Annotated in this window: 16 protein-coding genes; 8 read left to right on the plus strand and 8 right to left on the minus strand. The window is 40.7% G+C overall.

Annotated elements, in window-relative coordinates; all coding sequences use genetic code 11:
* Positions 1–276 precede the first annotated feature (276 nt).
* Both I6E61_RS10300 and I6E61_RS10305 read left to right on the plus strand, forming a co-directional pair.
* On the plus strand, positions 277–900 hold the full coding sequence (locus I6E61_RS10300; RefSeq protein WP_197134254.1) for a GNAT family N-acetyltransferase: 624 nt from the start codon (positions 277–279) through the stop codon (positions 898–900).
* 343 nt (positions 901–1,243) lie between these two features.
* The gene (locus I6E61_RS10305; protein WP_197134257.1) at positions 1,244–2,407 is read left to right on the plus strand and encodes a hypothetical protein; all 1,164 of its coding nucleotides are present in this window, start codon (positions 1,244–1,246) and stop codon (positions 2,405–2,407) included.
* Positions 2,408–2,493: 86 nt separating this feature from the next.
* On the opposite strand, the gene gorA is transcribed toward I6E61_RS10305, so the two are convergent.
* The 3 genes from gorA to I6E61_RS10320 form a co-directional block, all read right to left on the minus strand.
* Positions 2,494–3,858 (minus strand): glutathione-disulfide reductase, encoded by a 1,365-nt coding sequence (gene gorA, locus I6E61_RS10310; RefSeq protein WP_197134259.1) that lies wholly within the window; start codon positions 3,856–3,858, stop codon positions 2,494–2,496.
* 194 nt (positions 3,859–4,052) lie between these two features.
* Positions 4,053–4,505, minus strand: coding sequence for a threonine/serine exporter family protein (locus I6E61_RS10315; RefSeq protein WP_197101656.1), 453 nt, complete (start codon positions 4,503–4,505; stop codon positions 4,053–4,055).
* A 1-nt stretch (position 4,506) separates the two neighbouring features.
* The gene (locus I6E61_RS10320) at positions 4,507–5,295 is read right to left on the minus strand and encodes a threonine/serine exporter ThrE family protein (protein ID WP_197134262.1); all 789 of its coding nucleotides are present in this window, start codon (positions 5,293–5,295) and stop codon (positions 4,507–4,509) included.
* A 128-nt stretch (positions 5,296–5,423) separates the two neighbouring features.
* Here I6E61_RS10320 and I6E61_RS10325 point away from each other — a divergent pair, with 128 nt between their 5' ends.
* Together I6E61_RS10325 and I6E61_RS10330 are read left to right on the plus strand one after the other, a co-directional pair.
* Positions 5,424–5,705 (plus strand): DUF503 domain-containing protein, encoded by a 282-nt coding sequence (locus tag I6E61_RS10325; RefSeq protein ID WP_197134265.1) that lies wholly within the window; start codon positions 5,424–5,426, stop codon positions 5,703–5,705.
* A 76-nt stretch (positions 5,706–5,781) separates the two neighbouring features.
* The gene (locus I6E61_RS10330; protein ID WP_197134268.1) at positions 5,782–6,123 is read left to right on the plus strand and encodes a hypothetical protein; all 342 of its coding nucleotides are present in this window, start codon (positions 5,782–5,784) and stop codon (positions 6,121–6,123) included.
* On the opposite strand, the gene I6E61_RS10335 is transcribed toward I6E61_RS10330, so the two are convergent.
* The 3 genes from I6E61_RS10335 to I6E61_RS10345 all read right to left on the minus strand — a co-directional run bounded on the left by I6E61_RS10335 (position 6,124) and on the right by I6E61_RS10345 (position 8,556).
* Complete coding sequence (locus tag I6E61_RS10335; protein ID WP_197134271.1) at positions 6,124–6,618, minus strand: hypothetical protein; 495 nt, start codon at positions 6,616–6,618, stop codon at positions 6,124–6,126.
* Between the two features lie 773 nt (positions 6,619–7,391).
* Positions 7,392–8,018 carry a hypothetical protein gene (locus I6E61_RS10340; RefSeq protein ID WP_197134274.1) on the minus strand — a complete coding sequence of 209 codons (627 nt, stop codon included), beginning with the start codon at positions 8,016–8,018 and terminating at the stop codon, positions 7,392–7,394.
* A 175-nt stretch (positions 8,019–8,193) separates the two neighbouring features.
* The gene (locus I6E61_RS10345) at positions 8,194–8,556 is read right to left on the minus strand and encodes a hypothetical protein (RefSeq protein ID WP_197134277.1); all 363 of its coding nucleotides are present in this window, start codon (positions 8,554–8,556) and stop codon (positions 8,194–8,196) included.
* Positions 8,557–8,755: 199 nt separating this feature from the next.
* Here I6E61_RS10345 and I6E61_RS10350 point away from each other — a divergent pair, with 199 nt between their 5' ends.
* Positions 8,756–9,220, plus strand: coding sequence for a hypothetical protein (locus I6E61_RS10350; RefSeq protein ID WP_197134279.1), 465 nt, complete (start codon positions 8,756–8,758; stop codon positions 9,218–9,220).
* An 85-nt stretch (positions 9,221–9,305) separates the two neighbouring features.
* Here the strand turns inward: I6E61_RS10350 and I6E61_RS10355 are convergent, their stop codons facing one another.
* Together I6E61_RS10355 and uvrA are read right to left on the minus strand one after the other, a co-directional pair.
* Positions 9,306–9,581, minus strand: a complete 276-nt coding sequence (locus tag I6E61_RS10355; protein ID WP_197134282.1) for a hypothetical protein — start codon at positions 9,579–9,581, stop codon at positions 9,306–9,308.
* A gap of 271 nt (positions 9,582–9,852) precedes the next feature.
* On the minus strand, positions 9,853–12,759 hold the full coding sequence (gene uvrA / locus I6E61_RS10360; RefSeq protein ID WP_197134284.1) for an excinuclease ABC subunit UvrA: 2,907 nt from the start codon (positions 12,757–12,759) through the stop codon (positions 9,853–9,855).
* A 605-nt stretch (positions 12,760–13,364) separates the two neighbouring features.
* Here uvrA and I6E61_RS10365 point away from each other — a divergent pair.
* The 3 genes from I6E61_RS10365 to ssb all read left to right on the plus strand — a co-directional run bounded on the left by I6E61_RS10365 (position 13,365) and on the right by ssb (position 16,456).
* The gene (locus I6E61_RS10365) at positions 13,365–14,729 is read left to right on the plus strand and encodes an MFS transporter (RefSeq protein WP_197134287.1); all 1,365 of its coding nucleotides are present in this window, start codon (positions 13,365–13,367) and stop codon (positions 14,727–14,729) included.
* Between the two features lie 145 nt (positions 14,730–14,874).
* A complete protein-coding gene (locus I6E61_RS10370; protein WP_227685791.1) occupies positions 14,875–15,522 on the plus strand; it encodes a DUF3833 domain-containing protein in 648 nt (215 codons plus the stop codon).
* A 301-nt stretch (positions 15,523–15,823) separates the two neighbouring features.
* Positions 15,824–16,456, plus strand: a complete 633-nt coding sequence (gene ssb / locus I6E61_RS10375) for a single-stranded DNA-binding protein (protein ID WP_197134290.1) — start codon at positions 15,824–15,826, stop codon at positions 16,454–16,456.
* Positions 16,457–17,152: the final 696 nt, after the last annotated feature.

The following is a 17,152-nucleotide window of genomic DNA, read 5'->3' on the forward strand; positions in this document are numbered from 1 at the left end:
AAATATCGTCAGGAATTTTGTCAATATATTCATATTCACGACAATTTCTTCCTCATTTATCTACAATTTTTCTCATTTTAAGCCTCACAATCTAATTGATGACATGCCCTAGGCTGGCTTAGGAATCTAAGCCAGTTTTTTATATAGTCAAATCCATATAAATCCGCTACATCGTCATCCTCGTTAAGTATACTCATGTATAACTTGCACTCGGTTTCCTTGTATCGAAATTATTTGAATTCAACTATACATAGACGAAAAAGGAAAAATTATAATATGAGCGAAAATAATATAAATCAAGGTCATACAAAAACAGACCAATTTGATAAAGACTCTGTATTTTTACGTGAAGCAACGTTAGAAGATATTAGCGCACTTGAGCAGCTATTGAATTGCTGCTATCGCGAGACAGCAGGTTGGACCAATGAGGCAGATTTGATTGGTGGTATTAGAACCACAGCAGCTGAGCTTGCTGCCGTTATCAATGACCCTAACCACTATTACTTTGTTTATCCAAAAACGATAACCGGCGACCGTGATGGAGAAGAAACAGGTGAGATACTTGGCTGTATCGCTGTTGATATCAAAACCAATGCTACCTCAAATAAAAAAGCTTATATCGGTATGTTTGCAGTACATCCTGTACTACAAGGGCAGGGCGTTGGTAATGTGATCCTGCAAGCAGCAGAGACCTTTGCAGATCGCCATTTACAGTCACAGAATCAGCCGAGCCGTTTAACCATGTCTATTTTAAGCCATCGTCCTGAGTTATTAGCCTACTATGAGCGCCGTGGCTATCAGTTAAATGGTAATAAAATGCCATTTCCAAACGATGGCAATAATGGCGAGCCAAAGCGTCAAGATTTGGAGCTATTAGAATTAGAAAAAATCGTTAGCTGATTATATTATTTTAGCGAAAAGACACTTAAAACTATAATGTCTGAATCAACGCCAAAAATATCTAAAGGTCATAAATAGCCCCACGCTCAACAATAAAAATGCCACGACGATTAAGCGCTTAAACCAGTTAAAGGCTGGTAAGCGTGTGGCATTATCATCAGACATAAGGTAAGCAAATAAACAAAGTAAGCTCGCTGCCAAGGTCATAATCCCCAAGCCAATCGGTAATATAAAAAGGTACACCTGCCACACAGTCAACTCTCATCAATAGTCAGTATTAATCGCATCATAGCAGCATCCAGATTGTGCTGTCTGTATGACTGTTTGTATCAGGAATTGCTAAGTGGCTTTAACTATTGTGATAAATGCTTTTAATGTGGTGGTCATGGTACGCTTTAATGGCAGTTTCTTTTTCTCTATCATCTTTGGTGCTAAGGATATCTATATGAACATTGCTCTCATACCTAGCAAGAGACGTAAACCAATTACTTTACCGACGGTACTGCTAGCTTCATCACTCTTGTCCTATTCAGCCTTAGCGCAAAGCTATCAAATCCAAGATTTCTCAGACGATTATTATGCAGTCATTGATCAAGTAGGCGAGTATGGCTATGAGGCGAACAGTATCATCAAAATTATAGATGAGAAAACACATAAAACCCTTATCAGTCAACCTGCTAGTATCGATATTGAATATGAGTTAAGTAATAGCGAAGAACATCAATTGGGTGAAAAAGTAAGTGCCAATATCGTCAGTATTCCTTATGGTGAACATAGTGTGTTGATCTATGAAGATTTTAATTTTGATGGACAAAAGGATTTAGCGATAAAAGATGGGCGCAACGGTTGCTATGGGGGGCCTTCTTATCAAGTTTATCTCAAGAATGATGACACATTCGTCCTTAGTGAAGGATTTACTGATTTAGCACAAGGCTATTGCGGATTTTTTGGTATAAATAAAGACAGTCAAACTTTGTATACGATGACTAAGAGTGGTGCAGCATGGCATGAATATACAAAGTATAAAGTAATCGAAAATAAGCCAGTGGCCGTACATGTGCTTGTGGAAGAATATAATCCAAAACAATTAATTTCTATCACCGAGAGCACAAGAGTGAATGGCAAAATGGTAGAAGATAGCTATGAGAGGTTACCTGAGTACGATAAAGAAAACTACGATGGTAGATTGCCGTTCGTTTATAAGTTGGATTTAGACAACGGTAAAAAAATGGTCTTAAATAAGACTTATAACGAGGAAGGTGAGCAGATGTATTATGCCTTTGCAGATAAAAATGACAGAGTCGAGCTGTATTATGATGGGCCATTTGTTTATGACACTGCTAAAAAAACACTTAGCTTTCTCAATAAGCCTGTAGTCTATCAGATCAATAAGCAAGGCATTACGGTGAGACAAGCTAACAAGAGCGTTTTACTCAAGTCAGTGCCACAGAGCGAGCAGGGAAGTCTGGAAAATCTGACGCAGTTTGACAATGTGAGCATTAGATAAAAACATTTATTCTAGGACGGGACATTCCAAACGAAAAGGCCACTCGATTCAGAGTGGCCTTTTTATTTTAAGTCATACAATAATGACTAACGCATTGTCACGAACTCTTCCGAGCCTGTTGGGTGAATCGCAACAGTATTATCAAAGTCAGCCTTGGTCGCGCCCATTTTGATAGCGACGGCAAAACCTTGAATCATCTCATCAACACCAAAGCCAATACCATGTAAGCCAATGACCTTTTCGTCATCGCCCAAGCACACCAGCTTCATGGTGCATTTTTGGCGATGCTGAGTCACTGCGCTATACATAGAGGTAAAGCTCGATTTATAGCATTTGATATTGTCTTTGCCATAGCGCTCAATCGCGTCAATTTCAGACAGGCCAATTGTACCAATCGCAGGATGGGTAAAGATAACCGTCGGTATCAACGTATAGTCTAAATGCTCATTAGGCTTATTGTTAAACAGACGCTCTGATAAACGGCGACCTGCGGCAATCGCCACTGGGGTCAAGTCAACACTGTTCTCGATAATATCGCCAACTGCATAAATATTATCGACATTGGTATTTTGGAACTTATCAACTTTGATTTTGCCAGTATCAGTCGTCGCGACCCCTGTCACTTGCAGATTGATACCGTCTGTTGATGGCGCACGACCGATGGCCCAAATCAAGCAATCTACGGTGTCAACACAGTCTTCGCCACCACTATTGGTAGATAGGTTCAGGCTGTCATCGTCATTCTTATTGACTTCATTGATGGCAGTGTTGGTGTGCAGATGAATACCATCTTGTTCCATCTCTATCAGTAGGGTTTCTACAATAGTATGGTCAAATGCGCGTAGTGGCGAGTGTTTGCGTACATACAAATGCACTTCTGCACCCAGACTGTTTAGTACCCCTGCGATTTCGACAGCGATATATCCTGCGCCTACAATCGCAACGCGTTTTGGCAAATGGTTCAATGCAAAAAAGCCATCAGAATCGATACCGTATTCTGCACCTTTGATGTTTGGTTGAATCGGGTGACCGCCCGTGGCAATCAAAATATGATCAGCGGTAATGAGTTCGCCATTCACTTCTACGGTATTGGTATCGACAAATTTGGCAAAGCCTTTGATGACTTCTACGCCATTTTTGGCCAAGTTGTTGTCATATGAGCGGTGGATATTTTCGATGTACTGTTGACGGCTCTGCACCAGTTTTTGGAAATCAAAACCTTTAAATTCAACATCAAAACCATAATCTGGCGCATATTTATGAATGGCTTCGGCAACTTGTGCGCCATACCACATCACTTTTTTGGGAACACAACCCAAATTCACACAAGTGCCGCCCAGTTGGTTGGCTTCGATGATAGCGCATTTTTTGCCATAGCTGGCTGCACGGTTGATTGAGGCAATGCCGCCGCTACCGCCGCCAATGGCGATATAGTCATAATGTTTGGTCATAATCAGGTCTCTTTATTAACTTGTTATTGGTACAGTTTTAAGGTTTATTGTTTTGAATACTCTTGTTTTGGACTCTACTGTAATGGGTCTTATAATTCATCTTACAAGTTTTTTATGGTTAAGGTGGGTTGAGTCGCTTAAATATAATCAATGTTTAGTCAGAAATAACCTAGTATTTAGACATCTAAACCCACTTAAACAATAGCACGACGTCTATAAAATAACAGCCCAGGAATCGACAAACCCAGTACCAATCCTGAGGTTACAAACAAAGCCTCAAACAAGTACACCATCATTTGACTAAACAACTCGTCTGAATAGCCGAAATAGCCAATCTGTACCATACTGACCATTGCCTTATACGCGGCGATACCGGGCATCATACAGATGACACTTGGCGAAATGAGCGCTTTGGGTGGTAGGGTATACTTCTTAGAAAAATACACGCCCAAAAAACTGGCGAGCATGGCACCGAAAAAGCTGGCTACTACAAGATGTACTTGCTGATGGACAAGCGCAGTCTTTAGTCCAAACCCAAAAGCAGTCATGAGCAAACACGGTAAGATATAGCGTTTGGGGACGGTGAACATGAGCGTCCAACCAAGGGTGATGATGCACGACAGTACAACGGTTTCTATAAACCACATGTCAAAACCCCCAGTGCTGTATTTGAAGTAAAACAAGCGCCATCACAATGCCAACGCACGCGGATAGGGTCAGCATATAGGTAAAAACAGCCCGCCCAACCCCGATATTGACATAGCCTTTTAAAATATCTGAAAAAGAATTGATGAGCGGAAAGCTTGGTACTAGTAGCAACACGCTGGATGCAACGGCGATATCGGCATTATTTCCAATATCAAAATAATAAGTGGTTGCGCCAATGAGAGAGGCAATAAAGGCCGTCACGATAACCGTGATAAAGGGGTTAAAGTGATGTTTGGACAAATAAATGCGAGTGAGCATCGCCACCATACCAGCGACAAAAGTCACCGCTGTCATCAACCAACTGGCGCTATTCAAATAAGCAAATGCAGCACAAGAAATGCCAACGAATATGCCGACTAGCCATGTTGGATAAACGGTTTTGTCTAACTCATCAAAGGCAAGCGTAGTCAGGTCTATCAAATCATCATTACCGATGGTGTCTTCGGTCTTATTAACGATTTGCTGAATTTGTACCAATAAGTTGACGTTGATGCTCTGATTGATCGTGTCTCTGGTAGTGGTGATACAGCGCTCATCACAGATAGTCGTCAGGGTAATGGCATTGAAGTTCAGCGAGCATTCTACGCTGTTCATTCCCAAGGCAATCCCCAAGCGTTTGGACAAGTCCACCACCACGGCAGACTCAGCGCCATACTGCATAAGAAGTAGGCCGCAGCGCACGCATAGTCGGGTAATGTGCTGCTGCTTTACGTAGCTGATAGAGGTCATTATGTGAAGTACGCATGTTGGTTGTTGATAGCCTATTATAAAGGGTATAGATGCTGACGCGCAGGCATTATCCGATATTATATTTGATGATACTATAAAGTATAAGTATTTTTGGCAAGGAGCATAAAGTGCATATCGCTATTTTGACGCTGACGTTTTCATTGCCCGGCTGTAGCTCGCTAAAAGAAAAACGCCACCGTATGGGTGGCTTGCACGCGCGTTTTGGCAATACACCAAGCGTCGCGGTATGTGAGAGCGGTGAGCGTGATCGACATGATACCAGTGAATGGACGTTTGTAATCGTTGGACTGTCCAAACGAGAGGTCGAGTCGCAATGTAGTCAAATTGAGGAAAAGCTAGAACGTACGGTGGATGCAAGGGTGATGAATGTTGAGAGGGAGTTTGTTTAGGTTAAACGTTAATTACCTTAAGTCTTAGGTCGGAGAGTATCTTGCGATTTCAAAACAATATGTGGAGTTAAAGAATATGTCTGTTATGGGAATGGTTGACAATGCGCAAAGTTCGGATGAAGAAGAATTCAGTTTTCCAATATCTTTTGAGAGAGTTTATAGGGATTATTGGTATAAGTTTGCTAATGAGAATGAACTATATTGGTTAAAGTCCTTTTTATATGGCATTGAGGTAGAGAGAGCTAGTTTCAATGAAGTAATAACAGAATTGAAGTTATTAAGAAAATTCTTACTGAAAGGAGAAAATGTTTATTACTTATCTGAAAGGAAGTATATTCTTTCAAGAATTGAGCTGTTTCTTGAAAAGCTTGATGAAGCAGAGAGTTTTAGAGATGATATAGTCTTATATATTGGTTAGCTAATATAAGTCATCAACTACAACGATTCCATGTAAATCTGAAATCAATGCGATACCAAATTGAGTACCAGTACTCTTCTTTATAGCTCTATCAACATATTCAATATAACCAAACACACTTTGCTTGAAAACTAAATTTGTATTCTTATCTTTATAATAGTAGAACTGACCTTGCATACTACAGAGGTCATCTCCTTGCCAGTAGGTAAATAGATTTTCACATGTATCTAATAGTATATTCTTAAAAGTTGTTTTACTAGATTTGTATTCATTCCATGATTTTTGGGCGTCAACGACTGCATACTTTGTCATTGGGACTTCTGAATGATTTATGTTTTGCAATTCATCAATCCAAAAATTAAAATCATCTGTCTTTAATAAAGAAGCCGAGTTTTTCAGAATAATTATAAACTCACCAATCAATATTGATTTGTCACTACTGAGAGCGCTAATAACAGCCAATTTATTTCTTTCTAAATGTGTATTGAAATTCATAAGATTATGGGCTTATTATTAGGGATTTGAATTGTGGCAGCTTAAGAGGGTTCATGAGCCATAGCTGTTATGATAGGTTCTACTCACTCTCTTTTACGACGCATACGCATTAGCCATACGGTACCAATTTTTTCATACCAACATTCCACTCATACTTCTTGATAAAATTTCATGGTATCACTCAGAATATAATGCTCTAGTCTTGAATTTCTAGTCAAACCTACTTAAGTTATCTAACTCAAATATTCAACAGAGTTCTCTGATTTGTCACAATACTTCTTGCTTAAATTTGTCGTACGTAACAGAAAATCTAAGCAGACAATTTCTACCGTTTTCATCTAGACTATCGTATAAATCATCTCTCAATACTTTGTAAGCCTTTATAAAAGCAGGCTTATTTTCACGAGTAAAGGGCTGTCTCATGTCATGCTCGGTAAATGAATTAATTATATTCAGTAGCGAACCAAGATGGTAAGGATTATGTTTTAAAGCTTGCAAGTAATAGATCAGCCCAGTTTCATCTTCTTCATACTCAGTATGACATGGAGCAGGCCCTGCAACTATAAACCCTTTTAAGCTTAAAGCATCAGCTATCTCAAGTTCAGTCGCTCGATTATCGGCAATAACTTCATTGAGAATAGCAAAAGCGCTTCCTAACTATTCTAGCTCAAATTGATGAATGATGTATTCAGCTTGACTGATTTTTTCTTCTATTGTCGCCATGTCTCGGTCTCATTTTGCACTGCTTGAAGTATTTGTAGTAGTTATCTGCTTTAGGTTGTTTTTATTATTCCACCGACACCTTTTTCTGGAAAGTCCTCAGCATTTATCGTAAGTTCATCAAATCTAGAAGGATCTTTTTCTGTCCACTCATTACAAACACTAATCACATTGTCTTCATCTAACATAGATACAATAAGATCATTCTCAAGGTTTTCATCATTAAATATTACTTCGGTAGCCTCACTATTGCTTAATCCCGATAAGTTGACGAACCCTAGATGCTTTTCCTCTGGAGTCTGAGAGCCAATGTTTACTAACACTTCACCATCAGTATAAGCAAAATGCCTGATTATTTGGCTGTTTTCGACCTGCTTCCATGCTACAAAGCCTACGATACGATAACTACCAAATGCATAAAAATTTGCTACTACATTATCTAGTAGATCCAGTTGTGACTCTATAGAATTAATGACATAAACCCAGCCGTCGAAAGCTGATGAAATGTATATCTGTTTTTCATTATCGCTTAAATATTTATAGGCAACGTGATCCAGATGTAGGTACTTGGATGAATAACTCATTAGCCAGTCGTTTGCCAAAGTGGCTGAAAGCAGCCAAAAATCGTGATCAGATCTTAAAAGTGATTGAGCTTTTGAACCATAAAATATAGCAGCCATGCTTTATTTTATGATTCTCAATAAAACAAGGCCACCCTATAAAGAGTAGCCTTGTATCATCAATTATCTAAAGATTCTAATTAGTATGCAGTCGGACGGCCTTAACCTTAAGGTTCTCATACCCTTTTGCAGTCATACATACCTCTAATTTTTAGCATCAGCTTACCTATCGAAATCAGAATAAATTGAGTAAGCCTATAATAATACCTAATAAAAAACATATACCAAGAAGTAAAGTCTTATACGTGGACATTTCAAACCCCTGTCCAGAACAACTTGAATAATATCTTTTTTTATCATAGCTTTTGAACAATTCAGCACTACATATTTCTTTTTTAGTAAATAAGCCAACGGCAATTGGGGTCTTATAATACAGTTTATAGTATGTGACTTGAGTACCTACTAGCAATATATCCTTGCCTGTATATTTACATAAATCGTAGTAAAAAACAGTATCTTCATATGCATCTCGAATATAGGCTTTGTATAAGATACTATCTATATTAGTAATGATGCCATCACTTGTATCAGGACCCATTTCTTCCTCTGAAATTTATATATTGGGCGAAGGTTATAATACCCAATGACTGTATGGTTGATTCAGTTTAAAAGAGAGTTAATGCAACCGAGTGCAGATGTAACTGTGATACTTCAAGCGAGGTCAACGCCGTCACTCTTTTATAGAGGATATGACTACATATTAAAACGCTTAATCCATCTTTCATTATGGTCACTGTATGACTACACAACATTTTCAAGAAAATGAGGAAAATAGACTGACTATTAGTACGCCTAGCAAAGAGGATCCTACGCTAGTTTATTGCCCGAAATGCAGGTCTAAAGCCGTCGTTATTCTACATAATGATAAAGCGAGATTAACTTGTCCGAGTTGTGGCTATCATCAAGAAACATTAGCTGAGCAAAGAAAATTTTATTGGGGCGCAGATAATCCAACAGATAGTTATTTTGGCGCAAATCTATGGCTACAAATAGAGCGTGTTGGCAAGAGTCTATGGGTGTTCAATAAGTGTCATCTAAAATATTTAGAGGGTTTTGTATCAGCTAAACATAGACAACGCAATTCAGATATTGATACTTGGATAAATAGCTCACTAGCCAGTCGTTTGCCAAAGTGGCTGAAAGCAGCCAAAAATCGTGATCAGATCTTAAAAGCGATTGAGCTTTTGAAAAATAAAATATAGCCGCTATGCTTTATTTTATGGTTCTCAAAAAAAAGCCACTCACTAAAGAGTGACCTTTTATCAACAATTAATTAAAAAATGCTAATTATTGCGGACGGCCTTGACCTTGGCCTTCAGGTTTTTTATAACCTTTTGCAGTCATACATGCTTCTAATTTTTGCATATCACTTTGGCTTGGGCGACTGTCTTTAGACATTTTTACGCCAGTGTTTTTAGCGCAATCATCCATGGCTTGTTTCATGTCAGCTGATATCGCTGGCTTTTGCTGATCGTGACTGTGGCTGGTATCTGACGTACCGCTTGATGCACAGGCGCTAACACCAACAGTAGATGCTAAGATAATGAACAATAATTTTTTCATACGAAATCCTCAATGAGATATTTATATATAGCCGAAGTTCACGAATACCGTTGAACTGATCAAATAATAATGCAATTGAAGTTGAAATACATTTAACAAAATATTAAGAAAGGTAACGTAATGAAAAAGTACAAATATAAATACTATAAAAATAGTGGTAAATCCAATACTTAGTGTTCGTTAGTTCAGTAAGGTTGGCGAAACGATGACACGCAACAAAAAAGGCCACTCTATAAAGGGTGGCCTTTCATCAACGATTCACTAGCTTGTATTAGCTTACTTCTTTCATACCTTGCTCAAGCATCGGCTTTAAGAATATACCCGTGTAAGACTCTTTGACCTCCGCCACTTGCTCAGGCGTACCTTCTGCGATGATCATACCGCCACCTTTACCACCTTCGGGGCCTAGATCAACCACCCAATCCGCCGTTTTGATGACATCCAAGTTATGCTCGATGACCACGATGGTATTACCTTTATCGCGTAGAGCATGCAAGATATTGAGCAGCTTATCGATATCATGGAAATGCAAACCAGTGGTTGGCTCATCCAAGATATAGAGCGTCTGTCCCGTATCGCGTTTGGCAAGCTCACGAGCCAGTTTGACACGCTGCGCCTCACCACCTGATAGTGTCGGTGCAGATTGTCCCAAGCGAATGTAGCTCAGACCAACATCCATCAAGGCTTGTAGACGACGATAGATCGCTGGAATGGCTGAGAAGAACTCAGTTGCGTCTTCAACGGTCATATCGAGTACGTCAGCGATGGTTTTGCCTTTATAGTGAATCTCTAAGGTCTCGCGATTATAGCGCTTGCCTTCACAAGTATCACACGGCACATACATATCCGGTAAGAAATGCATCTCAACTTTGATGAGACCATCACCTTGACACATCTCACAGCGTCCGCCTTTGACGTTGAAGCTAAAGCGACCTGCTTTATAACCACGGGCACGCGCTTCTTGCGTTTGTGCAAACATCTCACGTACTGGGGTAAACACGCCCGTATAAGTCGCTGGGTTTGAGCGCGGCGTTCGACCAATTGGACTTTGATCGATATCGACCATTTTGTCCAAATGCTCAAGACCGCTAATGCTTTCAAACTTATCAGCAATTAGCGTTGAGGCATTATTCAACTGCGTTGCAGCTAATGGCATCAGCGTACGATTAATCAGCGTGGATTTGCCAGAACCCGAAACCCCAGTGATACAGGTCATGACACCGATTGGCAACGTCAAGTCAACATCGTGCAAGTTGTTGCCTGAGGCGCCTTTTAGCTCGATCGTCATTGGGACTTGTTTGGGCTTAGCTTTACCTTTGACTTCCACATCCATCATTTTTGGTTGATGACGAATGGTTGGAATCTCGATTTTTTTCTTACCAGACATGTACTGTCCAGTCAGCGATTCTTTGTTTGCCATGATGTCATCGACCGTACCTTGAGCGATGATATGACCACCATGTATACCTGCACCGACACCGATATCGATGACGTAATCTGCTTGGCGAATCGCATCTTCATCATGCTCAACGACCAGTACGGTATTACCCAAATCACGCAAGCGCGTCAGGGTTTTGAGCAGGCGATCATTGTCACGTTGATGGAGTCCAATAGAGGGCTCATCGAGTACATACATCACGCCCATCAGACCTGCACCGATTTGGCTGGCAAGACGAATACGCTGCGCTTCACCGCCCGATAGCGTTTCAGCAGAGCGGGCAAGGGATAAGTAGTCCAGTCCGACACTCACTAGGAAGTTCAGACGCTCATTGATCTCTTTAAAGATTTTTTCTGCGACTTCACCTTTATGACCGCCAATTTTTAGTGTTTTATAATACTCTGCAGCATCACCGATAGACAGTTTGACGATTTCAGCTATGGTTTGATCATCAACACGGACATTGCGTGAGATTTCATTCAAACGCGCACCATCACAGACGTTACAGGTAGTATCAGCTAAGTATTTGGCCAGCTCGTCACGGACGAGATTGCTTTGCGTTTTAGCATAACGACGCTCTAAGTAAGGCAACACGCCTTCAAATGGTATGGTCTTATTGGTCTTACGACCGCGCTCATCGGTAAAGTTAAAGGTCAGCTTCTCTTTACCAGAACCATTCATGATGAGGTCTTGCTGCTCTTTTGGTAGGTCTTGCCACGGCGCATCCATGTCAATTTTAAAATGATTGCACACAGTCGATAACAGACCGAAATAATAAGCATGACGCTTATCCCAGCCATTAATAGCACCTTGGTTGAGCGATTTTTCGTGATGGGTAATCAGTTTCTCAGCAGAGAAGTACTGACGTTTACCGAGACCATCACAGCTTGGGCAAGCACCATACGGATTGTTAAAACTGAACATGCGTGGCTCAAGCTCAGAGACGGCGCGATCACAGACAGGGCAAGAATGCTTGGCTGACATGACTTGATTGTCATCGCCGCCTTCTTTTGGATTACCATCCATAAAATGCAGCGTGACCAGACCTTGACCTAAGCGTAGGGCAGTCTCTAAACTCTCCGCGACACGGTTGCCCAAGTCATCACGCACTTTGAAACGGTCAACCACCACTTCGATGGTGTGTTTTTTCTTTTTATCGAGTGTTGGTAGCTCATCGGTATCGTAGACATCGCCGTCAACGCGCACACGGACAAAGCCTTGGCCAATGAGCTGCTCTAGTAAGACCGTATGCTCACCTTTACGCTCACGAATGACGGGTGCCAAAATCATAATCTTGGTGTCATCGGGTAGCGCCATGACTTGATCGACCATTTCGGTGACCGACTGTGCGACCATTGGCTCGCCATGCTCAGGGCAAAACGGCGTACCAATACGTGCATACAGCAGACGCAAATAATCATAAATCTCGGTAATCGTACCGACCGTAGAGCGTGGATTATGGTTGGTTGATTTTTGCTCGATGGCAATCGCAGGGGATAGACCCTCGATACTATCGACGTCAGGTTTTTCCATCTGTGATAGGAACTGACGTGCGTAGGCCGATAAGCTCTCGACGTAACGGCGCTGCCCTTCAGCATACAAAGTATCGAATGCCAATGATGATTTACCAGAACCTGATAAACCGGTGATGACCACGAATTTATCTCGTGGTATGTCTAAATCAATGTTTTTTAAATTGTGCGTACGTGCGCCGCGTATTGCGATATGGTCATGTGCCATCGGTGATAGGTTTCCTATTTGCTAAAATGGTATTTAAAAAATGTCTAAACGTTGAAAGCGTAAATGAAGTCGAAGTGGTTTATTAAAATTGTGGATAGTGCTGTCATTCATATCGCTCTATAAAGGCGTGGATAGCTTCATAGAGCGATATAAACGAAACGATGTAAACGACAGTCGGTGTGCTCTGGTTTTAGTTTCTTATTTTAAGTTTTTGTTTTGATAAGTAAATCTAAATCAAATCAGCAGTGAGTAACAGATAAGGTTTGTTATAGATTTTGCCAAACAATGTCATTTTATGAGAGGTATTCGTTATAGGGTCAATTCTGTATAAGGTATTGTCTAAGCTATATAGTGCTGCTCTGGTAATGTTTGCGCCGTCTTACTTTATTGTCATGATAGTGGCATTATTCAAGGTATGGTTGCTATCAGATGCACTTAGTAACAAAATTAATGGCATCATATTTATCGTTAAGCATCAGTATATAAAGCAAAAGTCTCGGCAACCAAATGGCGAATGTCTTATACTAGTGGGCTTGATTTATAGGCTGATGCCTCGATAAAAGCAGCAGTGATAAACCAGCTAATGATCAATCAGTGAGGCAGGTATGAATAGCGTAGAAAAACGGGCAATCCTCGGGGTCGGTGGTATCTTTGCCTTACGGATGGTTGGTTTGTTTATGATTGTCCCAGTATTTTCTGTATACGGTAACAATTATGCGCATGCGACGCCATTTTTGATTGGTTTGGCAGTTGGTATTTATGGGCTTGGGCAGGCTATCTTTCAGATACCGATGAGCCTTGCTGCTGACAAATTCCCGCGCAAACCTATTATATTTTTAGGGTTAGTCTTGTTTGCTATCGGCGGTATCATCGCGGCTAATGCCACAGATATTTATGAAGTCATTATCGGTCGCGCGCTGGCGGGTAGTGGCGCGGTCTCTGCCGTACTGATGGCATTACTGGCTGATGTGACTCGTGAAGAGATGCGTACCAAAGCGATGGCTACGATGGGTTTGACCATTGCGACCTCCATTATGCTTGCGTTTGCCTTTGGCCCGCTGTTGGTTGGTTCGCTTGGTATTTCTGGACTGTTTTGGCTCACCACAGGCTTTGCTATCTTGGCAATGTTGCTCTTAATGATAGTACCGACGCCACTAAGGGTGCTTAAGCATAATCTGGACAATAAATCGATCGGTGAGCAATTAGCGACAGTACTCAAAATTGGTGATTTAAACCGCTTGCATATCGGTATTTTTGCGCTACATCTGACCATGACTGCAATATTTGTCATTTTGCCGCATCAGCTGAATGAGGTGATGGGATTATCAGTACGCCAGCAGGGCTTGGTTTATCTACCCCTACTATTTATTGGCTTTGCGGTAGCGATACCTTTTATCATCATCGCCGAAAAGAAACGCAAGATGCGCCAGGTGTTTTTGGGTGCATTGGCATTAATAACCGCAGCTTTAGCCATACTCGCACTTGGTAGTCAGGATGGTATTGGTATTATTTTAGGCTTATTACTGTACTTTATGGGCTTCAATCTCATTGAGGCGACTATTCCTTCATGGATTTCTAAGCGCGCGCCAGTGGCCAATAAAGCGACAGCCATGGGAATAAGCTCATCTAGCCAGTTTTTTGGTGCGTTTGTGGGTGGGGCAATGGGCGGGCTATTATTGAGTCAGCCTAGCCTCTTGGCATGGGGTATATTGGCGGTCATTATGGGCGTCGCTTTGCTGCTTATTATACCGATTGCGCAGCCACCATACCTATCAAGCACGACCGTTAGTATTCCTAAAAATGTCAATATGCAAGACTGGTCACGCCAGATGCTAGCAGTAGATGGTGTCGATGAGCTAGTCGTGATGGCAAAAGAAAAAGTGGCCTATCTTAAATTGGATAAAACCCAGCTAACGGACGACTCAAGGCAGCAACTATCAAGCTTGGCACAGAGTCCGTTGGATATCTGATAGGCCGTACATAATGGTATTAGGTTTGTCGAAAAGCTCTGGGTAGTCAAAAACAGAGTAGACAACAACCGCATAGACAGCCACTATTATGAGGTGCAATCTAAACCTCTTTATTTAAATCTATCTCTATTTAAAAGGAATTAATATGAGTAAGTTTACGATGCTGTCTAGTAGTACTGTTATTAGCAAAGACATTGTTCGAGTAGCTGAGCCATCTGCCTCTTTGTCTTTGGTGCCTCGATCGATAGCTAAGGTCGTGGTAGGTGCGGGGCTGTCAGCCACTTTATTCATCTCTGGCTGTGCCACCCAAAATATTCAAGCCTATCAAAATACTACGCCAACGCTCGATATGCATGAGTTTTTCTCAGGTCAGATTGATGGTTGGGGGATGTTTCAGGGCCGCAATGGTGAGGTTAAGAAACGTTTTTATGTCGATATCGATGCCACTCATGAGGGTGACGATGTTATCGTTTTGGATGAGAAGTTCTCATGGGCAGATGGGTCAAAATCGCAGCGTATATGGCGATTGACCAAGCAAGATGACGGTAGTTGGAAAGGGACGGCAGGCGATGTCATCGGTGAGGCGACAGGGAAAGTCGTTGGTAATACGCTCCACTGGAATTATTTATTAGAATTGCCTGTTGAAGACAAGACCTATAAAGTCAACTTCGATGATTGGATGTATCTTATCAATGAAGATGTCATGCTAAATCGATCTGTAATGAAAAAGTTTGGCGTAGAGTTGGGTAGTGTCACCTTAAGTATGCACCGCAATCGCGCTGAAGCTAAGTAAAAAGTGGTATGAAAAGGTTATATCGAAAGCTTACGGTGTTAATCCGTTTATGAAAATGGCAAAATAGTCACATTGTTTTTGACTATAATCATAACCACTATACCTAAGTGCCAGAAACTAAGCGCTAGGAACTAAGCATCAGGATCTAAGCGACATGCATTGTCGCTTGTAGTAAGTAGGCTATAGATATTTGAACCAAAATTAGTTAAAGTAAAATCATAATACTAATAGTATTAATCGATACTACTAACGAAAAATTAAAAAGCTTTATCAAATTATTCATAAGTAAAAGGACGGTATCATGCGCGGAGTTAATAAAGTTATCATCATCGGTAACCTTGGAGCAGACCCTGAGGCACGTCAATTCAATAATGGTGGCGGCGTGACCAATATCTCGGTTGCGACATCAGAGCAATGGACAGACAAACAAAGCGGTGAAAAAAGAGAAGCCACTGAATGGCATCGTATTGCACTCTTTAACCGTTTAGGTGAAATTGCGGCACAGTATTTGCGTAAAGGCAGCAAAGTCTATATCGAAGGCAGCTTGCGTACACGTAAATATCAAGATCCCAATGGCCAAGACCGTTATATCACCGAGATTCGTGCTGAGCAAATGCAAATGCTAGACGGTGCAACTGGCGGTGGTCAAGGCGGAGATAGCTTTGGTGGTCAGAACTCAAACAGCTATGGCAATCAAGGTGGCTCAAATCAGGGCTATAGCAACCAAAATGGTCAAAACAACTTTGGTCAGCAAGGTAACAATCAGCCAGCTCAACAAGGTGGCTATAACCAAGCTAGCGGTGGTCAGAACAGCTACAATAACAATCAAGCACCTGCTCAACAAAACCAGTTTAATCAACCAGCTCAAAAGCCTGCTCAAGCTAAGCCTACGGCGATGCCAGATGGCCCTGTAGATGACGATATCCCGTTCTAGGATGCACCTTAGAGTTATTTGTTAATAATAATCTATATAGCCCCCGTATTTACGGGGGCTATTAGTATTTAGAGAACGAAAATAGTCTAAAGTGTATGCTTTGAAATCCCGCTAATAGCGGGGTTTTTTATATGTGGCGATAAATATAGTCAATCCTCTATAAAATAGTTACAGCGTTAACCTCGCTTGAAGTATTACATATACATCTGCACTCGGTTGCCTTGTATTTCTTTTCAACTGAATCAACTATAATTTAAAAAAGTCGTTTTATAGTATTGCTAAAAGCCATGTAAAAATTAGGAAAATAGTCTTTATTTATATAGGTACTAATTACTAAGTAAAATAAAACGTTTGTCTGTTTTTGGTTTTAATTAGGGTTTCCAAAACTTCAGTTTTCAAAGAATAAAAATTCAGTAATGAGGTGTTGGGTTAATTATAAAAATTAATAATCGAATAGGTATGGGTTAGAATTATTAAGTTTAAAATATCTACTTCGCTTATTTATTCGTCAATTTTCATGTTGAAAATGATAAAAATTACCTTTCATATCCTATATCAACCGTCTGTTCTATTAAATCTAATTAATACTAACAGTCTATTGGACAGGTTGATATAATTTACTCGAATCAATGATTTATACGATATTAAAGGTTAGACTTTCGTTTAAAGTAATTTTTATTAGCAAATGAAAAGTCA

Source organism: Psychrobacter sp. NZS113, assembly GCF_015864825.1.
Taxonomy (GTDB): domain Bacteria; phylum Pseudomonadota; class Gammaproteobacteria; order Pseudomonadales; family Moraxellaceae; genus Psychrobacter.

Coding starts and splice junctions, on each gene's coding strand:
- I6E61_RS10315 (WP_197101656.1), bottom strand. CDS start 4,505: ATGTGGTTTATAGAAACCGTTGTACTGTCGTGCATCATCACCCTTGGT.
- I6E61_RS10340 (WP_197134274.1), bottom strand. CDS start 8,018: ATGGCTGCTATATTTTATGGTTCAAAAGCTCAATCACTTTTAAGATCT.
- I6E61_RS10370 (WP_227685791.1), top strand. CDS start 14,875: ATGAGTAAGTTTACGATGCTGTCTAGTAGTACTGTTATTAGCAAAGAC.
- I6E61_RS10350 (WP_197134279.1), top strand. CDS start 8,756: ATGACTACACAACATTTTCAAGAAAATGAGGAAAATAGACTGACTATT.
- uvrA (WP_197134284.1), bottom strand. CDS start 12,759: ATGGCACATGACCATATCGCAATACGCGGCGCACGTACGCACAATTTA.
- I6E61_RS10330 (WP_197134268.1), top strand. CDS start 5,782: ATGTCTGTTATGGGAATGGTTGACAATGCGCAAAGTTCGGATGAAGAA.
- I6E61_RS10335 (WP_197134271.1), bottom strand. CDS start 6,618: ATGAATTTCAATACACATTTAGAAAGAAATAAATTGGCTGTTATTAGC.
- I6E61_RS10365 (WP_197134287.1), top strand. CDS start 13,365: ATGAATAGCGTAGAAAAACGGGCAATCCTCGGGGTCGGTGGTATCTTT.
- I6E61_RS10300 (WP_197134254.1), top strand. CDS start 277: ATGAGCGAAAATAATATAAATCAAGGTCATACAAAAACAGACCAATTT.
- ssb (WP_197134290.1), top strand. CDS start 15,824: ATGCGCGGAGTTAATAAAGTTATCATCATCGGTAACCTTGGAGCAGAC.
- I6E61_RS10345 (WP_197134277.1), bottom strand. CDS start 8,556: ATGGGTCCTGATACAAGTGATGGCATCATTACTAATATAGATAGTATC.
- I6E61_RS10355 (WP_197134282.1), bottom strand. CDS start 9,581: ATGAAAAAATTATTGTTCATTATCTTAGCATCTACTGTTGGTGTTAGC.
- gorA (WP_197134259.1), bottom strand. CDS start 3,858: ATGACCAAACATTATGACTATATCGCCATTGGCGGCGGTAGCGGCGGC.
- I6E61_RS10320 (WP_197134262.1), bottom strand. CDS start 5,295: ATGACCTCTATCAGCTACGTAAAGCAGCAGCACATTACCCGACTATGC.